We start from the raw sequence: 18,023 nt of genomic DNA on the forward strand, positions 1-18,023 counted from the left end.
TTCCGCTTGCCTCTGTATTTAATAAGGAATTAAATCGATAAAGTAAAAACAATTTTGATTCGTATGAGGGTCAGTTTTTTCCGTAATCTCATCGGAAAGTTTAAAGGCAACCGGTTTCGAGAATAATGGTCCGTCAAAAACAAAGGTATGAAATTCTCCATTTTCGCCGCAATGATCCACTCCCTGTGGAAGATCCTGTAAAAAACCCTCGTCGATTACTCTGCCTGTAAAAGATGAATCCAAGCGATTCCCATTAACACATGATACCACCGTTTTAAACCCGGAATCTAAAAATTCAGCAATTAACAGTTTAGAATCTTCCCCCCAAACCGGAAAGATTGCATTGAGGGAGTGGGCCTTCACCATTTTTTCACGGTAATCTTTAATATCCTGAAGGTGAATATCCCCAAACATGATATCAGTGATTCCGTCCTTTACGATTTGTTGGAAGGCTTCCCCCATCCTTTGTTCATAGATTTTATTCGTCCGGTTCTCGGGAAGATACACTTTTCTAAGCGGCAGTCCTAGAGAAAAAGCTTGCTGCTCCAATAATCTCTCCCGGACGCCATGTGCATTTGTCCGATAATCTTCCTCAGAAATCGTTGTTAATAACGAGTCAATCTCCCATTCGCCTGAACGAATTAAGCGATACAGAGCAAGTGTCGAATCTTTTCCACCACTATAAGATACTACAATTCTTTTTTTCAAACTATTTCACCTCTTAACTTAGGATAATGGGAATCTAAGATGAAAACAATGGAGATTTTTCCAAAATTATATACAAACTATTTTTCTATACTATATAATGAATTTATCATAAAAAATATAAAAAAGAATTAGGTGCTAAAATCTATTATAGATTTTAAGCTTAAAAGGGAAGTTGGTGCAAAACCAACGCGGTCCCGCCACTGTAAATGAGAGCAACCTATAAAATGTCACTGTCTTTTTGATGGGAAGGCATAGGAAGCGATGATCATGAGCCAGGAAACCTGCCTAATTTCGAAGTGCGCCAAAAACCTACGAGGATAGGGAGGTGTGGAAGGATAGACTCCTTTTACTTTACTAGAGTAATTGAATCTAATCAAACCTACATCTCCATTTGATATGGAGATGTTTTTTGTTTGGTGCAAAACTATATTTTTATTGATAAGAGAATCATCACAGACTTAAAAGCAGGAGGAAGAAACATGAAAAAATGGTATTCACTTTTGTTAGCAATGATGTTAATCATAGGAGTATTAGCAGGTTGTTCTGAAAAACAGGATCAAGGCAAAGAAAATAAGAGTGCAGCTGGTGAAAAGCAAACAGAACAAGCTGCTTTCCCTGTCACGATTAAAGATGCATTAGGGGATAAGGTGGTCATTGAAAAGAAGCCCGAAAGAATTGTCTCTCTCATTCCAAGTAATACAGAGATTGTTTATGCTTTAGGCCTTGGAAAAGAAGTTGTTGGAGTTTCTGATTTTGATAATTACCCAGAAGATGTAACGAAAAAAGCGAAAGTGGGTGGACAAGAGATTAATGTAGAAAAAATTATCTCTTTAAAGCCGAATTTAGTGTTGGCGCATGAATCCGCAGCGAATATTGAGAAAACAGCGCTTCAGCAGTTAAGGGATGCAGGGATTAAGGTTTTAGTTGTAAAAAATGCCGATCATTTTGAGCAGGTGTATGACACTATTGACATGATTGGGAAAGCCACAGGAGAAACCGGTAAAGTTCCTGTAATGATTAAAGGCATGAAGGATAAGCTTGCAGCGATTCAAGCAAAAGCCAAAGAAATAAAAGACAAGAAAAAAGTGCTAATTGAAGTATCACCTGCACCGGAAATTTATACGGCTGGAAAAAACACCTTTATGGATGAAATGCTAGCGATGATTAACGCAGATAATATCGCAAAAGACCAAAAGGGCTGGGTCAAGATTGATGAAGAAGCCATGGTCAAACGAAATCCTGATGTGATCGTCACTACATATGGATATTATGTGAAAAATCCAATTACAAAAGTGTTAAACCAAAAAGGCTGGGAAAACGTCAATGCTATAAAAAATAAACAAGTGGTTGATGTGAATTCTGATATCATGAATCGTCCTGGTCCTAGGATTGTTGAAGGAGTAGAAAATCTTGCAAAAGCCATATATCCGGAAGTGTTTAAATAATAAATATTTCGCTTATTTAGCTGCAGGACTATTCCTTATTTTTTCTATTTTATTAGGAATTTCGGTGGGAACAGTATCCGTTCCCGTTCTTACAATTATTAAAATCATTAGTTCAACTATTTTCGGAATCCATTTTTCTGAACAAGTGGACCCCATGTATCAAAGTATTGTGATGAACATTCGTCTTCCAAGAGTAATTTTATCAGGGCTTGTCGGAGCGGCACTTGCAATTAGCGGTGCCGCCTTTCAAGGGCTGCTTCGAAACCCGTTAGCCGACCCCTATACATTAGGGGTATCTTCAGGCGCATCTGTGGGTGCAGTCTTGACATTATTTTTCCGATTTTCAATTCCTGTTTTAGGCACATTCACATTACCTGTACTAAGTATTCTCTTTTCCTTTTTAACAATTTTTTTGGTGTTAATGTTCGCAAGGAAAATTGATCGCTCAATGAGGGTGGAAACGATTATTCTAACGGGGATTATATTTAGTTCCTTCTTAGGGGCATTAATCTCATTGATGATTGCATTAACGGGTGATGAGCTTCGGGAAATCATTGGCTGGCTGTTGGGGAGCGTTTCGATGCGGGGCTGGGAATACATAAAGCTTATTTTACCGTTTTTTATAATAGGTGCAGCCATCCTACTCTTTAGTGCAAAAGAATTGAATGCTTTTGTCTTTGGGGAAGAGAGAGCACAGCATTTAGGTGTAAATGTGCAAAGAAGAAAATTATTAATCCTCATAGCTGGTTCGATTTTAACAGGAGCAGCAGTTGCTGTTTCAGGAACCATCGGATTTGTCGGTTTGGTCATCCCCCATCTATCAAGACTTTTATGGGGTCCTGACCATAGGCACCTTCTTCTGTTAACGATTTTAAGCGGAAGCGGATTTTTAATTTTAGCCGATCTGGTTTCACGAACCATTATTTCTCCTACTGAATTACCAATTGGTGTGATTACGGCTTTAATTGGTGCACCCGTGTTTGCACTCATTCTCATGCAGAGAAAAAGGAAAGAAAGAAGTGGTTAATGAATGCTTGCCGTTCAATATGTTTCAGGTGGTTACTCAGGTGAACATGTCATTAAAGATGTTTCATTTGAAGTAGAAAAAGGGGAATTATTCGGGATTTTGGGACCGAATGGAAGTGGCAAGACGACACTTCTTAAAATGATAAGTGGCATCCTCCCAATTCAACTTGGTGAAATTTTGATTGGAGGAAGAAGACTGTCCAAATATAACACGAAACAACTTGCGCAAATGATTGCGGTTCTTTCGCAGCAATCCTCAGAATCGTTTTCCTATTCTGTAAAGGAAACCATCTCCCTTGGAAGATATGCCCATCAAAAGGGATGGTTTCAAACATGGTCAAAGGAGGATGAGGATATCGTTCAACGGGTCATGGACCAAACAGGGGTTTCCAGTATGCAAACTAAAAATATTCAGGAGTTATCTGGCGGTGAAAAACAAAGAGTATTTTTAGCGCAGGCATTGGCCCAAGAACCCAAAATTCTTCTTTTGGATGAACCAACGAACCACTTAGATTTATCCTATCAAAAAGAATTACTCGACTTATTAAAACAGTGGACGAGAGAAAAAGGATTAACGGTCATTTCCATTTTTCATGATTTAAACCTTGCCGGGTTATATTGCGACCGCTTGCTCTTGCTCGAAAAAGGTACCATTAATATTCATCATGTTCCCAATGAAGTGTTAAGAGAAGAAAAGATTCGGGATGTGTACCATACAGAAATTCAAAACCATCCACATCCGAAGGTTGCCGCACCGCAAATGTGCTTATTGCCGGAAGGAATTATAGAGGGATTACCATTCATTGTTGATGAATCCATGTTAGCTGTTTCGAAGGAATTTATCATGCTTAGGACACCAGCGCCACTACGGACGATGTCTTCTGGTGTGATTGGTTCGGGTACGGGTTGGCATCAAACTTTTGTGAATCGGCATGTTGATAAAACTTATAATTGTAGCGACCATCGCTTCGAAATGGCTTCCTTTTTAAAAGCAAATGGTTTTGAGCCTTCTGAAACAGTGGGAATGATGACGGCTGTATTTTTAGAGGATTTGGTGTATCAAAAGGTTGAAGAAAATGATTTTTCCCTATTTGTTGTGGTAACGGCGGGGGTTGGAAATGCCGTAGATGCATCAAAAAGTGACTTGCATTCCTTTGAAGCCGTTCCAGGTACAATTAATACCTGGATTTTTGTAAATGGAGAGCTGACAGAGGAAGCGTTCATTCAAAGTATTATGACGGCAACAGAGGCAAAAGTTAAGGCTATCCATGATTTAAACGTAATCGATACCATAACAGGAACGATTGCGACGGGAACCTCGACAGACAGTATCCTAATTGCTGCAACCCAAACAGGAAGGTCCCTGGAATATGCCGGAACCATTACTCCCTTAGGGAAATTGATTTGTAAAGCAGTTTATCAGTGCACGACCAAAGCGATTCAAAAATCACATAAGAGGAAAAAAACGTGATATTCTATCATTTAATCTCCATTTCTATTGCTGTCATTATTGATTTACTTGTAGGGGACCCCCCAAATTGGCCACATCCTGTACGCTGGATAGGATCGTTAATATCATTCTTTGAAAAGCGCTGGAATCATGGTGAATCGAAAAAAACAAAAGGGGTTTTGATGCTCCTATCTGTTTTGCTCATAGTATTTGTTTCGGTATTCATGATAGTTTTCTTCGGGTATCAGATTCACCCGATTGTTGGGATCATCCTTGAGGCAATCCTCATATCGACAACAATTGCGCAAAGAAGCTTGAAGGAAGCCGCCCTCGAGGTTTATCGACCGTTAAAGGCTGGAACCCTAGACGAAGCTAGAAAAAAACTGTCTTTTATTGTTGGAAGGGATACCGATTCCTTGGAGGAAGGGGAAATTGCCCGCGGTGCAATCGAAACCGTTGCGGAAAATACAAGTGACGGGGTAACGGCCCCGTTATTTTGGGCACTTATTGGCGGGGCACCTTTGACAATGGTCTACCGGGCAACGAATACATGTGATTCGATGGTGGGGCATCTTAATGAACGCTATAAAGAGTTTGGCTGGGCGTCTGCAAAATGGGATGACGTAATGAACTGGATTCCAAGCCGTCTGACTGGTTTCATCATGCTTTTGGGAAATCGTCCTGAAAAAATGAAGCATCGTCATGCATGGACAATCTTGTTCCGCGACGCGAAAAAACATCCAAGTCCAAACAGCGGCTGGGGAGAAGCGGCGGTTGCGGCAATTTTAGGGATTCAGCTTGGCGGGATTAATTATTACAAAGGAATCATATCGGACCGAGCTAAAATGGGGGATCCGCTTTCATCTGTAAAAGCAGAGCATATCCCAAAGGCGAATACGATTCTAAGAAAAACCGTTTTTTTATTTTTATTTCTATTATGGACGGGAGGGATGATTATTGAATTGGCCATCGCATGGGTCTAACCCTCGTTATTTATTTGAGGCATTAGGGCTGAAACTACCAAAGGAATATGCGGATTTTAGTGCAAACATTAATCCTTTGGGACCGCCTCCTTCGCTTAAAGAAAAATGGCTGGACTTTTATCAAGAAATTCAAGTTTATCCAGATCCCTTTGCCAGTGGCCTGAAGGAAAGGATTGCAAATAATGAACAAATTCCGGTGGAGTCGATATTAATTGGGAATGGCGGTGCAGAGTTAATTGCTTTGGCTACTCGAATGTTCTCAGGTAAAAAGGTAGTCATTATCCAGCCTGCGTTTGCGGAATATGAAAAAAACTGTCGGGTTAACCATTGTGAAATTGTTTATCATCAATTGCACGGACCGGGATTTGAATTAGATTTAGCAGATTTACAGTTAAGTCTAATTGGGGCAGATGCTTTGTTTATCTGTAACCCAAACAATCCAACCGGGATCCAATATCCTGCTTCAACCGTTCTCTCAATCATTGAGGAATGCGAACAGCAGAATTGTTCCGTCATCTTGGATGAAGCATTTTATGATTTTCTCGTAGATTACCATTCGTTTCTACCTTACATAAAACAATATTCAAATTTAATCATCATCCGCTCCATGACGAAAATGTTTGCGATTCCAGGTATTCGATTAGGATATTTAGTGGCTGAGCCTTCTGTAATTCAACACCTAAGCGAGTTACAGCCCCATTGGAGCACGAATACGATTGCCTTATTGGCTGGAGAACTTTGCTTACAGGAGGAATCATTCTTAGAAGAATCGCAGGATTATATTTTTCGAGAAAGAAAGAGATTATTTCATTTTTTTCAAGGCAAAAACTTTGTAGTTACACCTTCTGACGTTAATTTTTATTTATTACAAGATCCATATTTAACAGATCAATTTGAACTCTTTGAATTTCTACTTCATAATGGCCTGATTCCCCGGCATACCTTTAATTTTCCAGGACTTGAGGGAAGTTGGCTTCGTTTTGCCATTAAGAGGAGAGGAGAAAATGATCAGCTGATGGAGGTGTTAGCGAAGTGGAGACAGCACCATCGCTCATCTTCATAACTGGCGGAGTTAGGAGCGGCAAAAGTCGTTTTGCTGAGAAAAAGGCATTGGAAATGGCAGAAAAAGCAGGAGGAAATCTCGTATACTTCGCTACTGGTATTCCATCAGATCCGGAAATGAGGGAACGAATTGGCAAACATCAACGTGACCGTGAAACAGGCAATTATCAGTGGATTACGATAGAGCAGCCCATAGAAATTGGCAGGAGGGCGGAGAAATTTACGAAGCAGGATATTGTCCTACTAGATTGCGTGACAACTCTATTAAATAATGAGTTATTTACTGCAGAAGAATTATGGGATTCAACTTTTCAAGAATCGATTTTAGTCAGAATTCTTGAGGGGATTATGAGTATAAAAAATCATACGAAAGCGATGATCGTCGTTAGTAACGAAGTGGTTTACGAGCCATTAAATGAAAATGAGCTTGTTATGACATATGGTAGATTGCTTGGATTCATACACCGTCAGCTGGTAAAAGCCGCGGACAAGGCTTACTTGATTGAATCAGGCATCCCCATCATAATGAAAGGACTGAAACCATGAAAGGGGTTATGATCCAGGGAACCGCGTCAGATGTGGGCAAAAGTTTGGTTGTTACTGCCTTATGCCGAATACTTTCCAATGAAGGTGTGAAGGTAGCACCGTTTAAATCGCAAAATATGTCCAATAACTCATATGTAACCGAGGATGGAAAAGAAATTGGCAGAGCGCAGGGAATTCAGGCGGAAGCTGCTAGAACCGAGGCAACCGTTTGGATGAATCCAATCCTGTTAAAACCGCGATCCCAGCAGGATGCGGAAGTGGTTTACTTAGGCAAAGCCATCGAAACCTTTTCCGGACGAGAATACCGCGAAAAGTTTTATGAAAAAGGGTTAGAAGTGATTCAGGATTCCATAAAACAGCTTTCAAAACAATTTGAAGTCGTGGTTATTGAAGGAGCTGGCAGTCCGGTTGAAATTAATTTGAAAGATCGAGAGCTAGTTAATATGAAGGTCGCAGATCTTGCAGATGTGCCGGTTGTGCTTGTTGCTGATATTGACCGTGGCGGAGTGTTTGCCAGTATTATCGGAACGCTTGAATTATTGGAACCGGAAGAAAGAAAACGTGTTTCCGGGCTCATCATCAATAAATTCCGCGGGGACATAACCCTATTTGAGGATGGGATTAGATGGCTTGAAGTAAAAACCGGGATTCCTGTTTTAGGGGTATTGCCCTATATCGATCATCATATGATTGATGGGGAAGATTCCTTGTCCATTGCCCGCCAATTTTCAAATCAAAAACAGGGGAATATTGATATCGCGGTCATTCACCTTCCTTTTATATCAAATTATAGTGATTTCGAGCCTTTTTTATATGAAGAAGATGTTTCGATTCGATGGGTGAAACGTGGCGATGAATTTGGTACACCGGATGCCGTCATCATTCCGGGGACAAAAAGTACGATACAAGATTTGAAGTTTATTAGAGAACAAGGGCTAGATGTAAAAATCAAAAACCATTTTGAAAATGGCGGAATTACAGTCGGGATATGTGGTGGTTATCAAATTCTTGGCGAAGAAATGATTGATGAGGCAGGTTCAGATACCGGAGTTAAAAACAGTATGATTCAAGGTTTGAGCATAATTCCGGGAAAAACAATTTTTTATGATGAGAAAGAAACGACAAGAACGCAGGCAGTTTACCACGAAAATACTGGCTTTCCTAAAACCCTTGAATTGAAAGGGTATGAAATCCATTTAGGCCGCACTTTTATTAGACATAAGGGATGTTCATTTTTAAGATTGGCAGAGGGAAAAGAAGAAGGCTATTTTCAAAACAACGGCCAAATCATTGGAACGTATCTCCACCATCTTTTTCATAATGACGAATGGAGAAATCGTTGGCTAAATCTTATTCGGAAAATGAAAGGACTGCCACCGCAAGAGATTAGAACAATCCAAGAGTTTAAAGATCAACGATTTGACTCCCTTGCTTCTGATATGAAACGTCATCTAAAGTGGGAGCTTTTAAAAGAACTTATTGAAAAATGGAGTCCAAAGAAATGAAATTTTTAACAGGGTTCTTCATTGGACTTCAGTTTTTTACAGCGGTGCCGATTCCAAGAGAGCTGCCAATGGATTCAAAGTATCTTGGAAAAGCGGTTCAAGCCTTCCCGCTCTTAGGGCTGTTTCAAGGTATTATCTATGCGGTTCTTCTCTATTTACTAATAGAATTTACGCCATTTTCCCATCTGGCTGTTGCTTTTTTTCTATGGCTGGTGACGATTCTGCTAACTGGAGGAATCCATCTCGATGGCTGGATCGATGCAAGTGATGCTTATTTTTCCTATGGCAGTAAGGAAAAAAGGTTGGAAATTATGAAGGATCCGAGGACGGGAGCATTTGGCGTTCTTTCGGTCATTGTTTTACTAAGCTGCCGGTTATTTTTTATTTTTGAAATAACCGAGACTACGCAATTGCTGACCTATATTTTGATTGCGGCGATTCCCTTTTTCAGTAAAAGTGTGATGGGGGTTTTGCTTGTAAAGGTTCCACCCGCTAAGAAGGAAGGATTGGCTGCGATGTTTCAGCAGGCAGTGTCACCTAAATTAGTATCAATCTATCCTGTTTTTATTATTCTTTTTGCTGCTTTAGTAGTAGTTTTAAATGAAAAAATGATTGGGGTCGTAATTTTGTTTTTGGCTGCTGTCGGATGTTATCTGCTTTGCCGTCGTAATGCACTGAATTGGTTTGGTGGAATCACGGGGGATGTATTGGGAGCATCTGTAGAAGGGACGGAGGTACTCTTATGGATGACATTGTGGTTATCGCATTATTTCGCCATGGACTGACAGAAGCGAACAGACGAAGAGCCTATTTGGGATGGAAGGACTCGCCTTTAATCCTTGATGAAATGAAAATACCTATTAATCGGATCTATGATTGTTATTTTTCTAGCGATTTAAATAGATGTATAGAAACTGCAAAGATCTTTTTTCCGGATGAAAGTCCATATCTATTAAAAGAGCTTCGGGAAATGGATTTCGGTGAATGGGATGGAAAAACGTATGATGAATTGAAGGAAGATCAGCTATACCGGCAGTGGCTGTCTGAACCATTAAACTTTCGTCCGCCGGATGGGGAATGGTTTCAGCGATTTCAGGATAGAAGTCAGAATGGTTGGAGTCAGATTGTGACTAAAATTCTGCTGAAAAATCTGCAAAGCTGTGCGGTGATCACGCATGGCGGTGTAGTCCGTCATTTCCTGACCAAGTATGCGCCAGAAATAAAAGAATTTTGGGAGTGGCAATGCCCCCATCATGAAGGATTCGAATTAATCTTTAACCGTGAAGCGTTAAGGAGGGGTGAACGGTGCACTTTATTACAGGTGGTGCCTTTAATGGGAAAAGAGAGTGGGTGAGAAATACCTATAAGGTTCAATTCAAAGCCCAATGGACATCTGCTTACCAGAAAGATCCATTCCCTTTTGAACTTGAGGAACCTGGAACACTGCTTATTCTTGAAGGAATTGAAATGTGGATAAACGATTTAATGAAAGAATATGAACCTGAAAAATGTCGTGAAATATGGAAAAACTGCTTAACCCAATGGATTTCCTGGGAGCGGGCAGAGAAAAATCGAAAACTAGTGGTAATTGGTACAGATATTACAAAAGGAATTGTTCCGTTGGAGAAGGAAAACAGACTTTGGCGCGACCTGACGGGATGGGCCTATCAGGACATCGCAGCAACAGCGGACAGAGTCGACGTCATTTGGTATGGATTAAATCAAACAATTAAGGGTGGGGGAATGGAAGGATGAGAATTTATACAAGAACTGGTGATAAGGGAAAAACAAGTATCATTGGCGGCAGAGTCGATAAAGATGACGTTAGAGTAGAAGCATATGGAACGGTTGATGAAGTTAATTGCTTTGTTGGTCAGGCGATTCAAGAGCTTGACCCGGAGATTTTCGCAGATGTACTAGCTGATCTTGAAACCATTCAGCACGAATTATTCGATTGCGGTGGAGACTTAGCCAATGTTTTGGACAAACGAGAAATGAAGCTTCAGAAAGAATCAATTGATTATTTGGAAAAGAAGATCGATGAGTATATTGAAGAGGCTCCTGAATTAGAAAGGTTTATTTTACCTGGAGGTACAAAACCGGCCGCCTCGATTCATCTTGCGAGGACTGTAACAAGGAGAGCTGAACGCTTGGTGGTAAAACTGATTAAAGCTGACTCAAAAGCTCCTGAACTTGGACTTCAATACTTAAACCGTCTATCAGACTATTTCTTTGCCTTAGCAAGGGTCATTAATTGTCGCCTGAATGTCAAAGATGTGGAGTATGTAAGGAGCGCAAAAGTGTTCAGAGGCGGGAAGCGGTCGGATGAAAAATAGACTGGATGGAAAAATGGTAAGCTGGCTGGCTCTTTTTACAGCATTGTCAGTTGTCGGTGCTTCCATCAAAATTCCGGCAATCGTCGGAAGTGTCGCCTTGGATGTGTTTCCAGCACTGCTTGCAGCTGTATTAATCGGGGCCAGGCTAGGAGCGATTGTCGCTGCATTTGGCCATTTATTATCAGCCCTATTTGGTGGTTTTCCACTAGGACCCATGCATATTTTAATTGCTGGTGAAATGGGATTGCTCGTTTGGATTTTCGGGGTTTTATATAAAAATAAGAGAATCATAGCCAGTCTTCTTTTTGTTCTAGGAAATGCATTTGCGGCACCGCTTCCCTTTATTTTTTTAATGAGTATGGGTTTCTACGTGACACTTATCCCATCATTATTCGTTGGTTCAATGCTCAATGTGGTGATAGGGTTACTGTTGATTCCGAGACTTTCAAGTCTATTCGAAACTGCTGCACGGAGAAAGGAACTTAGCTGATGAGAGATATTGTAACCATCCCCTTAAATGAAAAGGTATCTCTTATCATTTCTAGCGATAACAGCGGCGGAATTGGGATGAAGGCGGAAGACTTGGTAAAAGTATCGTATGAAACCGTTGCCTATTATTCTTTTCGGGTTGCTGCCATGGAGTGTATTGCCGGGGGCGGTGAATTGATTTCTGTGGTGGTTCACAATTTTTGCGGCAATGAACCGTGGGAGGAACTTGTCAAAGGTGTACAAAAGGGAGTAAAAGAACTCGGTTTAAGCGAGGTTTCTGTTACGGGAAGTACGGAAAGTAATTTTTCCTTAAAGCAATCTGCTGTCGGGATTATCGTAATTGGAAAAAAGGCAACAGATACAGTAATGGAAGTATCGCTTTCAGATTCTTTAAAAGTTGCGGTTATTGGGATGCCTCTTGTTGGAAATGAAGTGGTGGAGCATTCAGAAAACGTGGTTCCATTGGCACTTTTCCAAGAAATTTGCAGATTGAAAGATGTGGTTGTTTTACCAGTTGGATCAAAAGGGATCTTTTATGAGTTGAATCAACTGTTTTCAAATAAAGTTTTAGAAAAAGGAAATCTAATAATGGATATAGATGTTTTTAAATCATCCGGTCCTTCCACTTGCTTTATTGCCGTTTATCCTGGGGGTCTTGAAGAAAAAATCAAGAGTGCATCAGGTAATTATTTCCACTCGGTACATATAGAATTTTAAAATATTATGTTGCTATTTACTTTAATTAGGTATAGGATAAAATTATTAAATTCATAGACTACTAGGGGTGCCCGGATTCGAGGCTGAGAGAAAAACAATTTGTTTTTTAACCCTTTGGACCTGATCTGGATCATACCAGCGTAGGAAAGTAGTGGAAAAATTAATTTTTTCTATTGCCTATTAAGTCAGGTCCTATTTATGGATCTGGCTTTTTTATTTTTTATAAAGGGGAGTACAGCATGAATGAGAACGAAAGTATTGTTATAGGGGTGGAGGAAAAATTACCACCAGTTAAAAGTTTTTTATATGGATTGCAGCATGTATTTGTTTCAAATGTCTGGCTGGATCCAATTTTTGTCGCAGCGATGATTGGATTGCCGTTGTCCCTATCAGCCAATATTGTTAACGCCATTTTTATCTCTGCAGGACTTGTAACCTTGATACAAGCAACAAAGCTTGTCAGATTGCCGATTGTTCAAGGACCGTCCGCTGCCTTTGACTCAATCATGATTTCAGCGGGTAAAGCAAATGCGCTTGCGGCTGCGAGTGGCAGTATCTTTTTAAGTGCAATTATTGTTTTTCTATTATCCATTACCGGTGTAATCGGAAAACTAAAGGCTCTATTTACACCAGTTATTTCCGGAACCGTTATTTTTATCGTCGGAATTTCCTTATCAAGCTTTACGTTATATGAATTTTTAGGCGGAACACCGGGAATGGATAGTTTTGCTAGCATGAGCACGCTAGTCATGTCCATCCCAACAGCCTTGGTGGTTATTTTATTATCTCTTTTCGGCCGCGGCATATGGAAGTCATTCTCTTTCCTTATTGCCCTGATTGTTGGGGATTTGATTGCCATTTGTTTTGGAAAAACAAATTTTTCGATCATTAGTGAAAAAGGCTGGTTTGGCATGCCCCATTTTCTTCCTTACGGAGAGTTTACCTTCCATTGGAGCTGGTTTTTGACATTTTTTGTGGCTTATATTGTAGCGATTATCGAAGCAATGGGTGTTTATCAGGCATCCGCGGAAATGCTTGATATTGATTTAGACCGAAAAAGAATCCGGAATGGATTTGCAGGTGAGTCGGCCGGTTCACTTATTTCCTCATTAATCGGAGGATTCCCTACTACCGCATATGCTCAAAACGTTGGACTTCTAAGATTAACAGGTGTAGGTTCACGAAAACCGGTGATTGTTGCTGGGGTAATTTTCTTAGTACTGGGCTTTGTCCCAAAAGCCGGTGCCATTCTAGCATTGACACCGGATGCCGTTGTCGGCGGGATCTTTTTACCTGCTGCAGCCAGCTTAGTTTTTACCGGTATTTCGATTTTGGCTAAAGTGGATAAAAACGAAACAAATTACATGATTATCGGATTATCCATCCTATTAGCGATTAGTCTTCCGACGTATTTTAAAGATGTAAAAGGAACAGTGGGAACGTTCCTCTCCAATAGCATTTTTATAGGTGCATTTTTCTCAATTATTCTTCAAGTTTTATTCGTTCATCTACCAAAATTGTTTAGAAACGAGGCAAGAAAAAATGAGAGTAGAGTCACAACAGATCACCTGTGAAATCATAGATTTTATTCATCAGTTTCCAGAAGGGCTTCCTCCTGATGCTGAGACTGACTTTAATAAACTGGCTTTAAAGCTTTTTAACTTTCAATTCAATTTCAATCTACCATACAAAAAGTTTTGCCAATCAAAAAGGAAAACGCCGTTAACGGTCAAAGATTGGAAGGATATTCCGGCCATTCCGATTCAAGGATTTAAAGAAATGGTTTTATCCTCTGAACCTGTAGAGGACGTAGAGGCCGTGTTTATGACAAGCGGCACGACAAACCAGATTGCCTTGGGGAAAAACTATCATCCAACACTGGCAGTTTGGGATACTTCCATGAAGGGGCCGTTTAAACAATTTGTATTGCCGGATGTCGAAAAAATCACGATGTTCGTTTTGTCGCCGGGGGCAGATTTGAATCAGAATTCCTCGCTTTCCCGTTATTTAACAAATGCAGTAACCTTTTTAGGTACCGAAAAAAGTCGTTTCTTTTTCGATGAAAACGGTCTTGATATGGAAGGACTGGCAGTGGCATTAAAGGAATCGGAAGAACGGGGGGAGCCGGTTCTCCTGATAGGAGCAACGTTCGCTTATGTGCATGTTTTAGATGATTTAAAAGAAAAGAACACCAGGTTCAAACTGGCAAAGGGCAGCCGGATTTTTGATACAGGCGGTTTTAAAGGGCAGTCACGGGAAGTAGAGATGGACCGTTTATATTCTATGTTCAAGGAGTATTTCCATGTTGATCGTACGATGTGTATCAATATGTATGGAATGACGGAATTAAGTTCACAAATCTATGATCAAACCATTCTATCAAACCATTTAACGGGAACAACTGTTTTCGATAAAGCTGGACCAGCATGGGTGAAAACCATCGTGCTGGATCCAAATACATTAGAGCCTGTAGGTAATGGTGAGACAGGGGTAATTGCTCATTATGATTTAGCCAATTGGAATTCTTGCCAGGCAATTTTGACGGAGGATTTGGGTTATAAAACGGAGGAAGGACTTGTTTTACTTGGAAGAGTAAAGGGCTCAGAAGCAAGAGGCTGCTCAATTGCAATTGACCAATTGTTGCAGGCAAATGGAAAATGAGGGGATTGCAATGGTGGATGATCGTGTAGTAGAAATTTCGGCCTATAAAGTACCAAAGTCAATCCGGCTAACTGAATTTCGTGAGGAATTGTACGAAACAGAAAAGGGCGTTTTTATACTAAAATATCCGATTCTATCAGCAGGTAACATCGCCGAGATTTCTCGGACTGTTCAGGAAAATAGGAATCGATATTTAGCTGGTCTCTCGATAAGCGATATCGTTGCAAAAATTGACCTGGCCGTTCAGCAATGGCTAAATCCTGATTATCGGTTACGACAAATTGCGGAAATTCTGATTCCTAGAATTACTGGATATGATTCGGAGATGGTCAGGCTAGAATTAAAACGGTACATTAGAATGTTTCGCAAAAAAGAACTCCTGCGCTTTCTTGATGAAGAGTTTGACCAGCCAGCCATGCTTGATGAGTTTCGTCCGAGAAAAACTGGGGGTATGAGCAAAGCATTTGGACCAAGATCGATTTTTCATGTTTTCTCCGGAAACGTCCCAGGTGTTCAAATCTGGAGTTTAATCATGGGACTGCTGCTGAAATCCGCGAATATCGGAAAAACCTCTACGGCGGAGCCGTTATTTCCCGTTTTGTTTGCAGAAACATTAAAGGAAGTGGACCCGCTATTAGCTGAATCTATCGCGATACTTCCCTGGAAAGGCGGGACAAAGGAGCTTGAGGAGCAGGCAATAGCAGCAGCGGAAGCGGTGATTGTTTATGGATCCAATACAACCGTAGAAAAAATACGTGAACTCGTGCCATTTGGAAAGAAATTATTAACCTATGGCCACAAAATTAGTCTCGCTTTGATTGGCAAGGAGGCACTTACTGCCGACTATTATTTTGACACCATTCACAAATTGGCGGAGGATGTTTCCGTATACGACCAGCAAAGCTGTTTATCTCCTCAATCGGTATTAGTGGAAGAGGGAGGGGCCGTCAGTCCGAAGCAATTTGCACAAATGCTTGCAGCGGAATTAGAACGTTATCATAAAAAACGTCCGCGGGCCAAGCTTGCCGCTGAAGAAGCAATGTCCATTCAAAAGGTAAGAAATCACTATCATTTGGAGTCATTGTCAGGGGATGGCGTCAGTGTCTTTGCAAGTCAAAACGATTCTGCATGGACGGTCATTTATCATCCTGAACCAGGAATGGAAGGGTCGCCGCTGAATCGAACAATTCATGTTTTCAGCTCAAAAAGCTTAGAGGTTGATTTTGAGAAAATAATGCCATATCAAGACTATTTACAATCTTGTGGCCTTGCGGTATCACCGGTTCGACTTTTTCAAATCGCTGAATTGCTGGGGAAAATGGGGGTTAATCGTATCGCTCCGATTGGCGAAATGAATCGGGCGAAGCCAGGCTGGCATCACGATGGCGGTTTTAACTTACTGGATTTAGTAAGGTTTACTGATATTGAACGGAACCTTGAACAAGATTTGGAACGGTTTGACCCGGATGTCGAGTAGAAGGAAGGTTGAAAAATGATTTTAAAAGATAAAATTGTCCTGGTTACGGGGGCGAGCCGCGGAATTGGTGCCGCCGTTGCTAAGAAGGCAGCATCTGAAGGTGCGTTTGTAATTGTGAATTACTTGAAAAATAATCTGCTTGCTGAGCAAGTAGTCTTGGAAATTGAAGCAATGGGGGGACAGGCTTTCGCAATTCAAGCAGATGTCCGGGATGAAGTCGAAGTGTGCGAAATGATGAACCAAATCATTGATTCCTTTGGTGGAATTGATGTAGTGGTCAATAATGCCCTCAACCATTATACGTTTAATCCAAAAACACGTAAGACAGCTTGGGAACTGGAGTGGGCGGATTATGACCAGCAAATCGCAGGCAGTCTCCAAGGTGCTTTTCATATTTGCAAAGCTGCAATGCCTTTTATGAAAAAACAAATGTCGGGACGCATCATCAATATTACTAGTAATTTAATCGATTTCCCGGTAGTCCCGTATCATGATTATTCAACAGCAAAAATGGCCCTGCTAGGGTATACAAGGAACCTTGCAAAAGAACTGGGTGCCTTTGGAATTACGGTTAATGCGGTTTCCCCGGGACTTACGTATCCAACCGACTCCAGTTCGGAGACAAAAGAGGATGTACGAGAAATGATAATCGGTTTAACACCGATGCACCGCCTTGCTATGCCCGACGATATTGCAGGAGCTATTCTATTTTTAGCATCTGACTGGGCATCATTTATTACTGGGCAGTGTATAAATGTAGATGGCGGAATAGTGATGAATTAATAGAAGGAGGAAATTTGATATGAATAAAAAGTTTATAAGCGCGACACTACAAAAAGTAAGAGAAAAAAACCCGTTGGTACATAACATCACAAATGTAGTGGTGACAAATTTTACCGCAAATGGACTGCTGGCACTTGGGGCATCGCCCGTTATGGCCTATGCTCCCGAGGAAGTAGCGGATATGGCAAAAATAGCAGGCGCTCTTGTACTAAATATTGGTACGTTAAACACAATAGAGATTGAATCGATGATCATTGCTGGTAAATCAGCGAACGTAAATGGGGTACCTGTTATTTTTGATCCAGTTGGTGCAGGGGCAACCCCTTTTAGAACGGAAACAGCTAAAAAACTTATGAATGAGATACGAATTTCAGTAATCCGCGGGAATGCAGCAGAAATCGCCAATGTTGCAGGGCTTGATTGGGAGATTAAAGGCGTAGATGCAGGAGAGTCAAACGGTAATGCAATGGAATTGGCGATTCAAACAGCACAAAAATTGAATACTGTTGTTGTGATAACCGGTAAGGATGATGTCATTTCTGACGGTAAGAAAACCTTTATCGTTCATAACGGTCATCCGATTCTAACAAAAGTGACCGGCACCGGTTGCTTATTAACCTCTGTAATTGGTGCTTTTTCAGCTGTTGAAAAGGATTTGCTATCAGCCTCCGTTTCAGCATTAGTCTTCTATGGGTCTGCTGCTGAAATTGCCGCTGAAAAAACAGCTTCTATGGGACCGGGAAGTTTTCAAATTGAATTTTTAAATCAACTTTATCAAGTTTCCGGGGCAGAAATTGAGAATTATGGTTATTTTACTGAACAGTAGGGAGAGAGA

19 protein-coding genes and 2 riboswitches are annotated in these 18,023 nt (G+C 40.8%); of the genes, 18 read left to right on the forward strand and 1 reads right to left on the reverse strand.

All coding sequences use genetic code 11. The annotated features are described in order from the left end of the window. Positions 1-18 precede the first annotated feature (18 nt). A complete protein-coding gene (locus M028_RS0118955) occupies positions 19-708 on the reverse strand; it encodes a diphthine--ammonia ligase (protein WP_026575278.1) in 690 nt (229 codons plus the stop codon). 113 nt (positions 709-821) lie between these two features. Next, positions 822-1,011: riboswitch (cobalamin riboswitch) on the forward strand. A 176-nt stretch (positions 1,012-1,187) separates the two neighbouring features. On the opposite strand from M028_RS0118955, the gene M028_RS0118960 reads away from it, so the two are divergent. The 18 genes from M028_RS0118960 to thiM all read left to right on the forward strand — a co-directional run bounded on the left by M028_RS0118960 (position 1,188) and on the right by thiM (position 18,014). Further along, positions 1,188-2,153 (forward strand): ABC transporter substrate-binding protein, encoded by a 966-nt coding sequence (locus M028_RS0118960; protein WP_026575279.1) that lies wholly within the window; start codon positions 1,188-1,190, stop codon positions 2,151-2,153. Next, complete coding sequence (locus M028_RS0118965) at positions 2,119-3,180, forward strand: FecCD family ABC transporter permease (RefSeq protein WP_026575280.1); 1,062 nt, start codon at positions 2,119-2,121, stop codon at positions 3,178-3,180. The genes M028_RS0118960 and M028_RS0118965 overlap by 35 nt, the downstream gene beginning before the upstream one ends. A gap of 3 nt (positions 3,181-3,183) precedes the next feature. After that, the gene (locus M028_RS0118970; protein WP_026575281.1) at positions 3,184-4,650 is read left to right on the forward strand and encodes an adenosylcobinamide amidohydrolase; all 1,467 of its coding nucleotides are present in this window, start codon (positions 3,184-3,186) and stop codon (positions 4,648-4,650) included. Then, complete coding sequence (cbiB, locus tag M028_RS0118975) at positions 4,647-5,612, forward strand: adenosylcobinamide-phosphate synthase CbiB (protein WP_026575282.1); 966 nt, start codon at positions 4,647-4,649, stop codon at positions 5,610-5,612. Before M028_RS0118970 ends, cbiB begins: the two co-directional genes overlap by 4 nt. Beyond that, complete coding sequence (gene cobD / locus M028_RS0118980) at positions 5,587-6,675, forward strand: threonine-phosphate decarboxylase CobD (RefSeq protein WP_026575283.1); 1,089 nt, start codon at positions 5,587-5,589, stop codon at positions 6,673-6,675. The genes cbiB and cobD overlap by 26 nt, the downstream gene beginning before the upstream one ends. Beyond that, a complete protein-coding gene (locus tag M028_RS0118985) occupies positions 6,645-7,220 on the forward strand; it encodes a bifunctional adenosylcobinamide kinase/adenosylcobinamide-phosphate guanylyltransferase (RefSeq protein ID WP_026575284.1) in 576 nt (191 codons plus the stop codon). Before cobD ends, M028_RS0118985 begins: the two co-directional genes overlap by 31 nt. Next, positions 7,217-8,725 (forward strand): cobyric acid synthase, encoded by a 1,509-nt coding sequence (locus M028_RS0118990; protein ID WP_026575285.1) that lies wholly within the window; start codon positions 7,217-7,219, stop codon positions 8,723-8,725. Before M028_RS0118985 ends, M028_RS0118990 begins: the two co-directional genes overlap by 4 nt. Further along, entirely contained in the window at positions 8,722-9,510 is a 789-nt protein-coding gene (cobS, locus tag M028_RS0118995) for an adenosylcobinamide-GDP ribazoletransferase (RefSeq protein WP_026575286.1), read from the forward strand. The genes M028_RS0118990 and cobS overlap by 4 nt, the downstream gene beginning before the upstream one ends. Beyond that, on the forward strand, positions 9,468-10,079 hold the full coding sequence (locus tag M028_RS0119000; protein ID WP_026575287.1) for a histidine phosphatase family protein: 612 nt from the start codon (positions 9,468-9,470) through the stop codon (positions 10,077-10,079). Before cobS ends, M028_RS0119000 begins: the two co-directional genes overlap by 43 nt. Next, positions 10,031-10,480 carry a bifunctional adenosylcobinamide kinase/adenosylcobinamide-phosphate guanylyltransferase gene (locus tag M028_RS0119005; RefSeq protein WP_026575288.1) on the forward strand — a complete coding sequence of 150 codons (450 nt, stop codon included), beginning with the start codon at positions 10,031-10,033 and terminating at the stop codon, positions 10,478-10,480. Before M028_RS0119000 ends, M028_RS0119005 begins: the two co-directional genes overlap by 49 nt. Further along, complete coding sequence (locus tag M028_RS0119010) at positions 10,477-11,061, forward strand: cob(I)yrinic acid a,c-diamide adenosyltransferase (RefSeq protein WP_026575289.1); 585 nt, start codon at positions 10,477-10,479, stop codon at positions 11,059-11,061. The genes M028_RS0119005 and M028_RS0119010 overlap by 4 nt, the downstream gene beginning before the upstream one ends. After that, positions 11,051-11,551, forward strand: coding sequence for an ECF transporter S component (locus M028_RS0119015; RefSeq protein ID WP_026575290.1), 501 nt, complete (start codon positions 11,051-11,053; stop codon positions 11,549-11,551). Before M028_RS0119010 ends, M028_RS0119015 begins: the two co-directional genes overlap by 11 nt. Continuing rightward, positions 11,551-12,267 (forward strand): hypothetical protein, encoded by a 717-nt coding sequence (locus M028_RS0119020; RefSeq protein WP_026575291.1) that lies wholly within the window; start codon positions 11,551-11,553, stop codon positions 12,265-12,267. The genes M028_RS0119015 and M028_RS0119020 overlap by 1 nt, the downstream gene beginning before the upstream one ends. 53 nt (positions 12,268-12,320) lie before the next feature. Beyond that, a riboswitch (TPP riboswitch) is annotated at positions 12,321-12,431 on the forward strand. 75 nt (positions 12,432-12,506) lie between these two features. Beyond that, positions 12,507-13,841, forward strand: a complete 1,335-nt coding sequence (locus M028_RS30405) for a solute carrier family 23 protein (RefSeq protein ID WP_081810784.1) — start codon at positions 12,507-12,509, stop codon at positions 13,839-13,841. Continuing rightward, complete coding sequence (locus tag M028_RS0119030; RefSeq protein ID WP_026575292.1) at positions 13,810-14,928, forward strand: LuxE/PaaK family acyltransferase; 1,119 nt, start codon at positions 13,810-13,812, stop codon at positions 14,926-14,928. The genes M028_RS30405 and M028_RS0119030 overlap by 32 nt, the downstream gene beginning before the upstream one ends. After that, positions 14,891-16,405, forward strand: coding sequence for an acyl-CoA reductase (locus M028_RS0119035; RefSeq protein WP_231510841.1), 1,515 nt, complete (start codon positions 14,891-14,893; stop codon positions 16,403-16,405). Before M028_RS0119030 ends, M028_RS0119035 begins: the two co-directional genes overlap by 38 nt. A 15-nt stretch (positions 16,406-16,420) precedes the next feature. Next, on the forward strand, positions 16,421-17,188 hold the full coding sequence (locus M028_RS0119040; protein ID WP_026575294.1) for a 3-oxoacyl-ACP reductase: 768 nt from the start codon (positions 16,421-16,423) through the stop codon (positions 17,186-17,188). A 19-nt stretch (positions 17,189-17,207) separates the two neighbouring features. Beyond that, positions 17,208-18,014 (forward strand): hydroxyethylthiazole kinase, encoded by an 807-nt coding sequence (gene thiM, locus M028_RS0119045; protein ID WP_026575295.1) that lies wholly within the window; start codon positions 17,208-17,210, stop codon positions 18,012-18,014. The last annotated feature ends 9 nt before the right edge of the window (positions 18,015-18,023 follow it).

The sequence above is a fragment of the Bacillus sp. UNC438CL73TsuS30 genome (genome assembly GCF_000482325.1).
GTDB lineage: Bacteria > Bacillota > Bacilli > Bacillales > Cytobacillaceae > Neobacillus.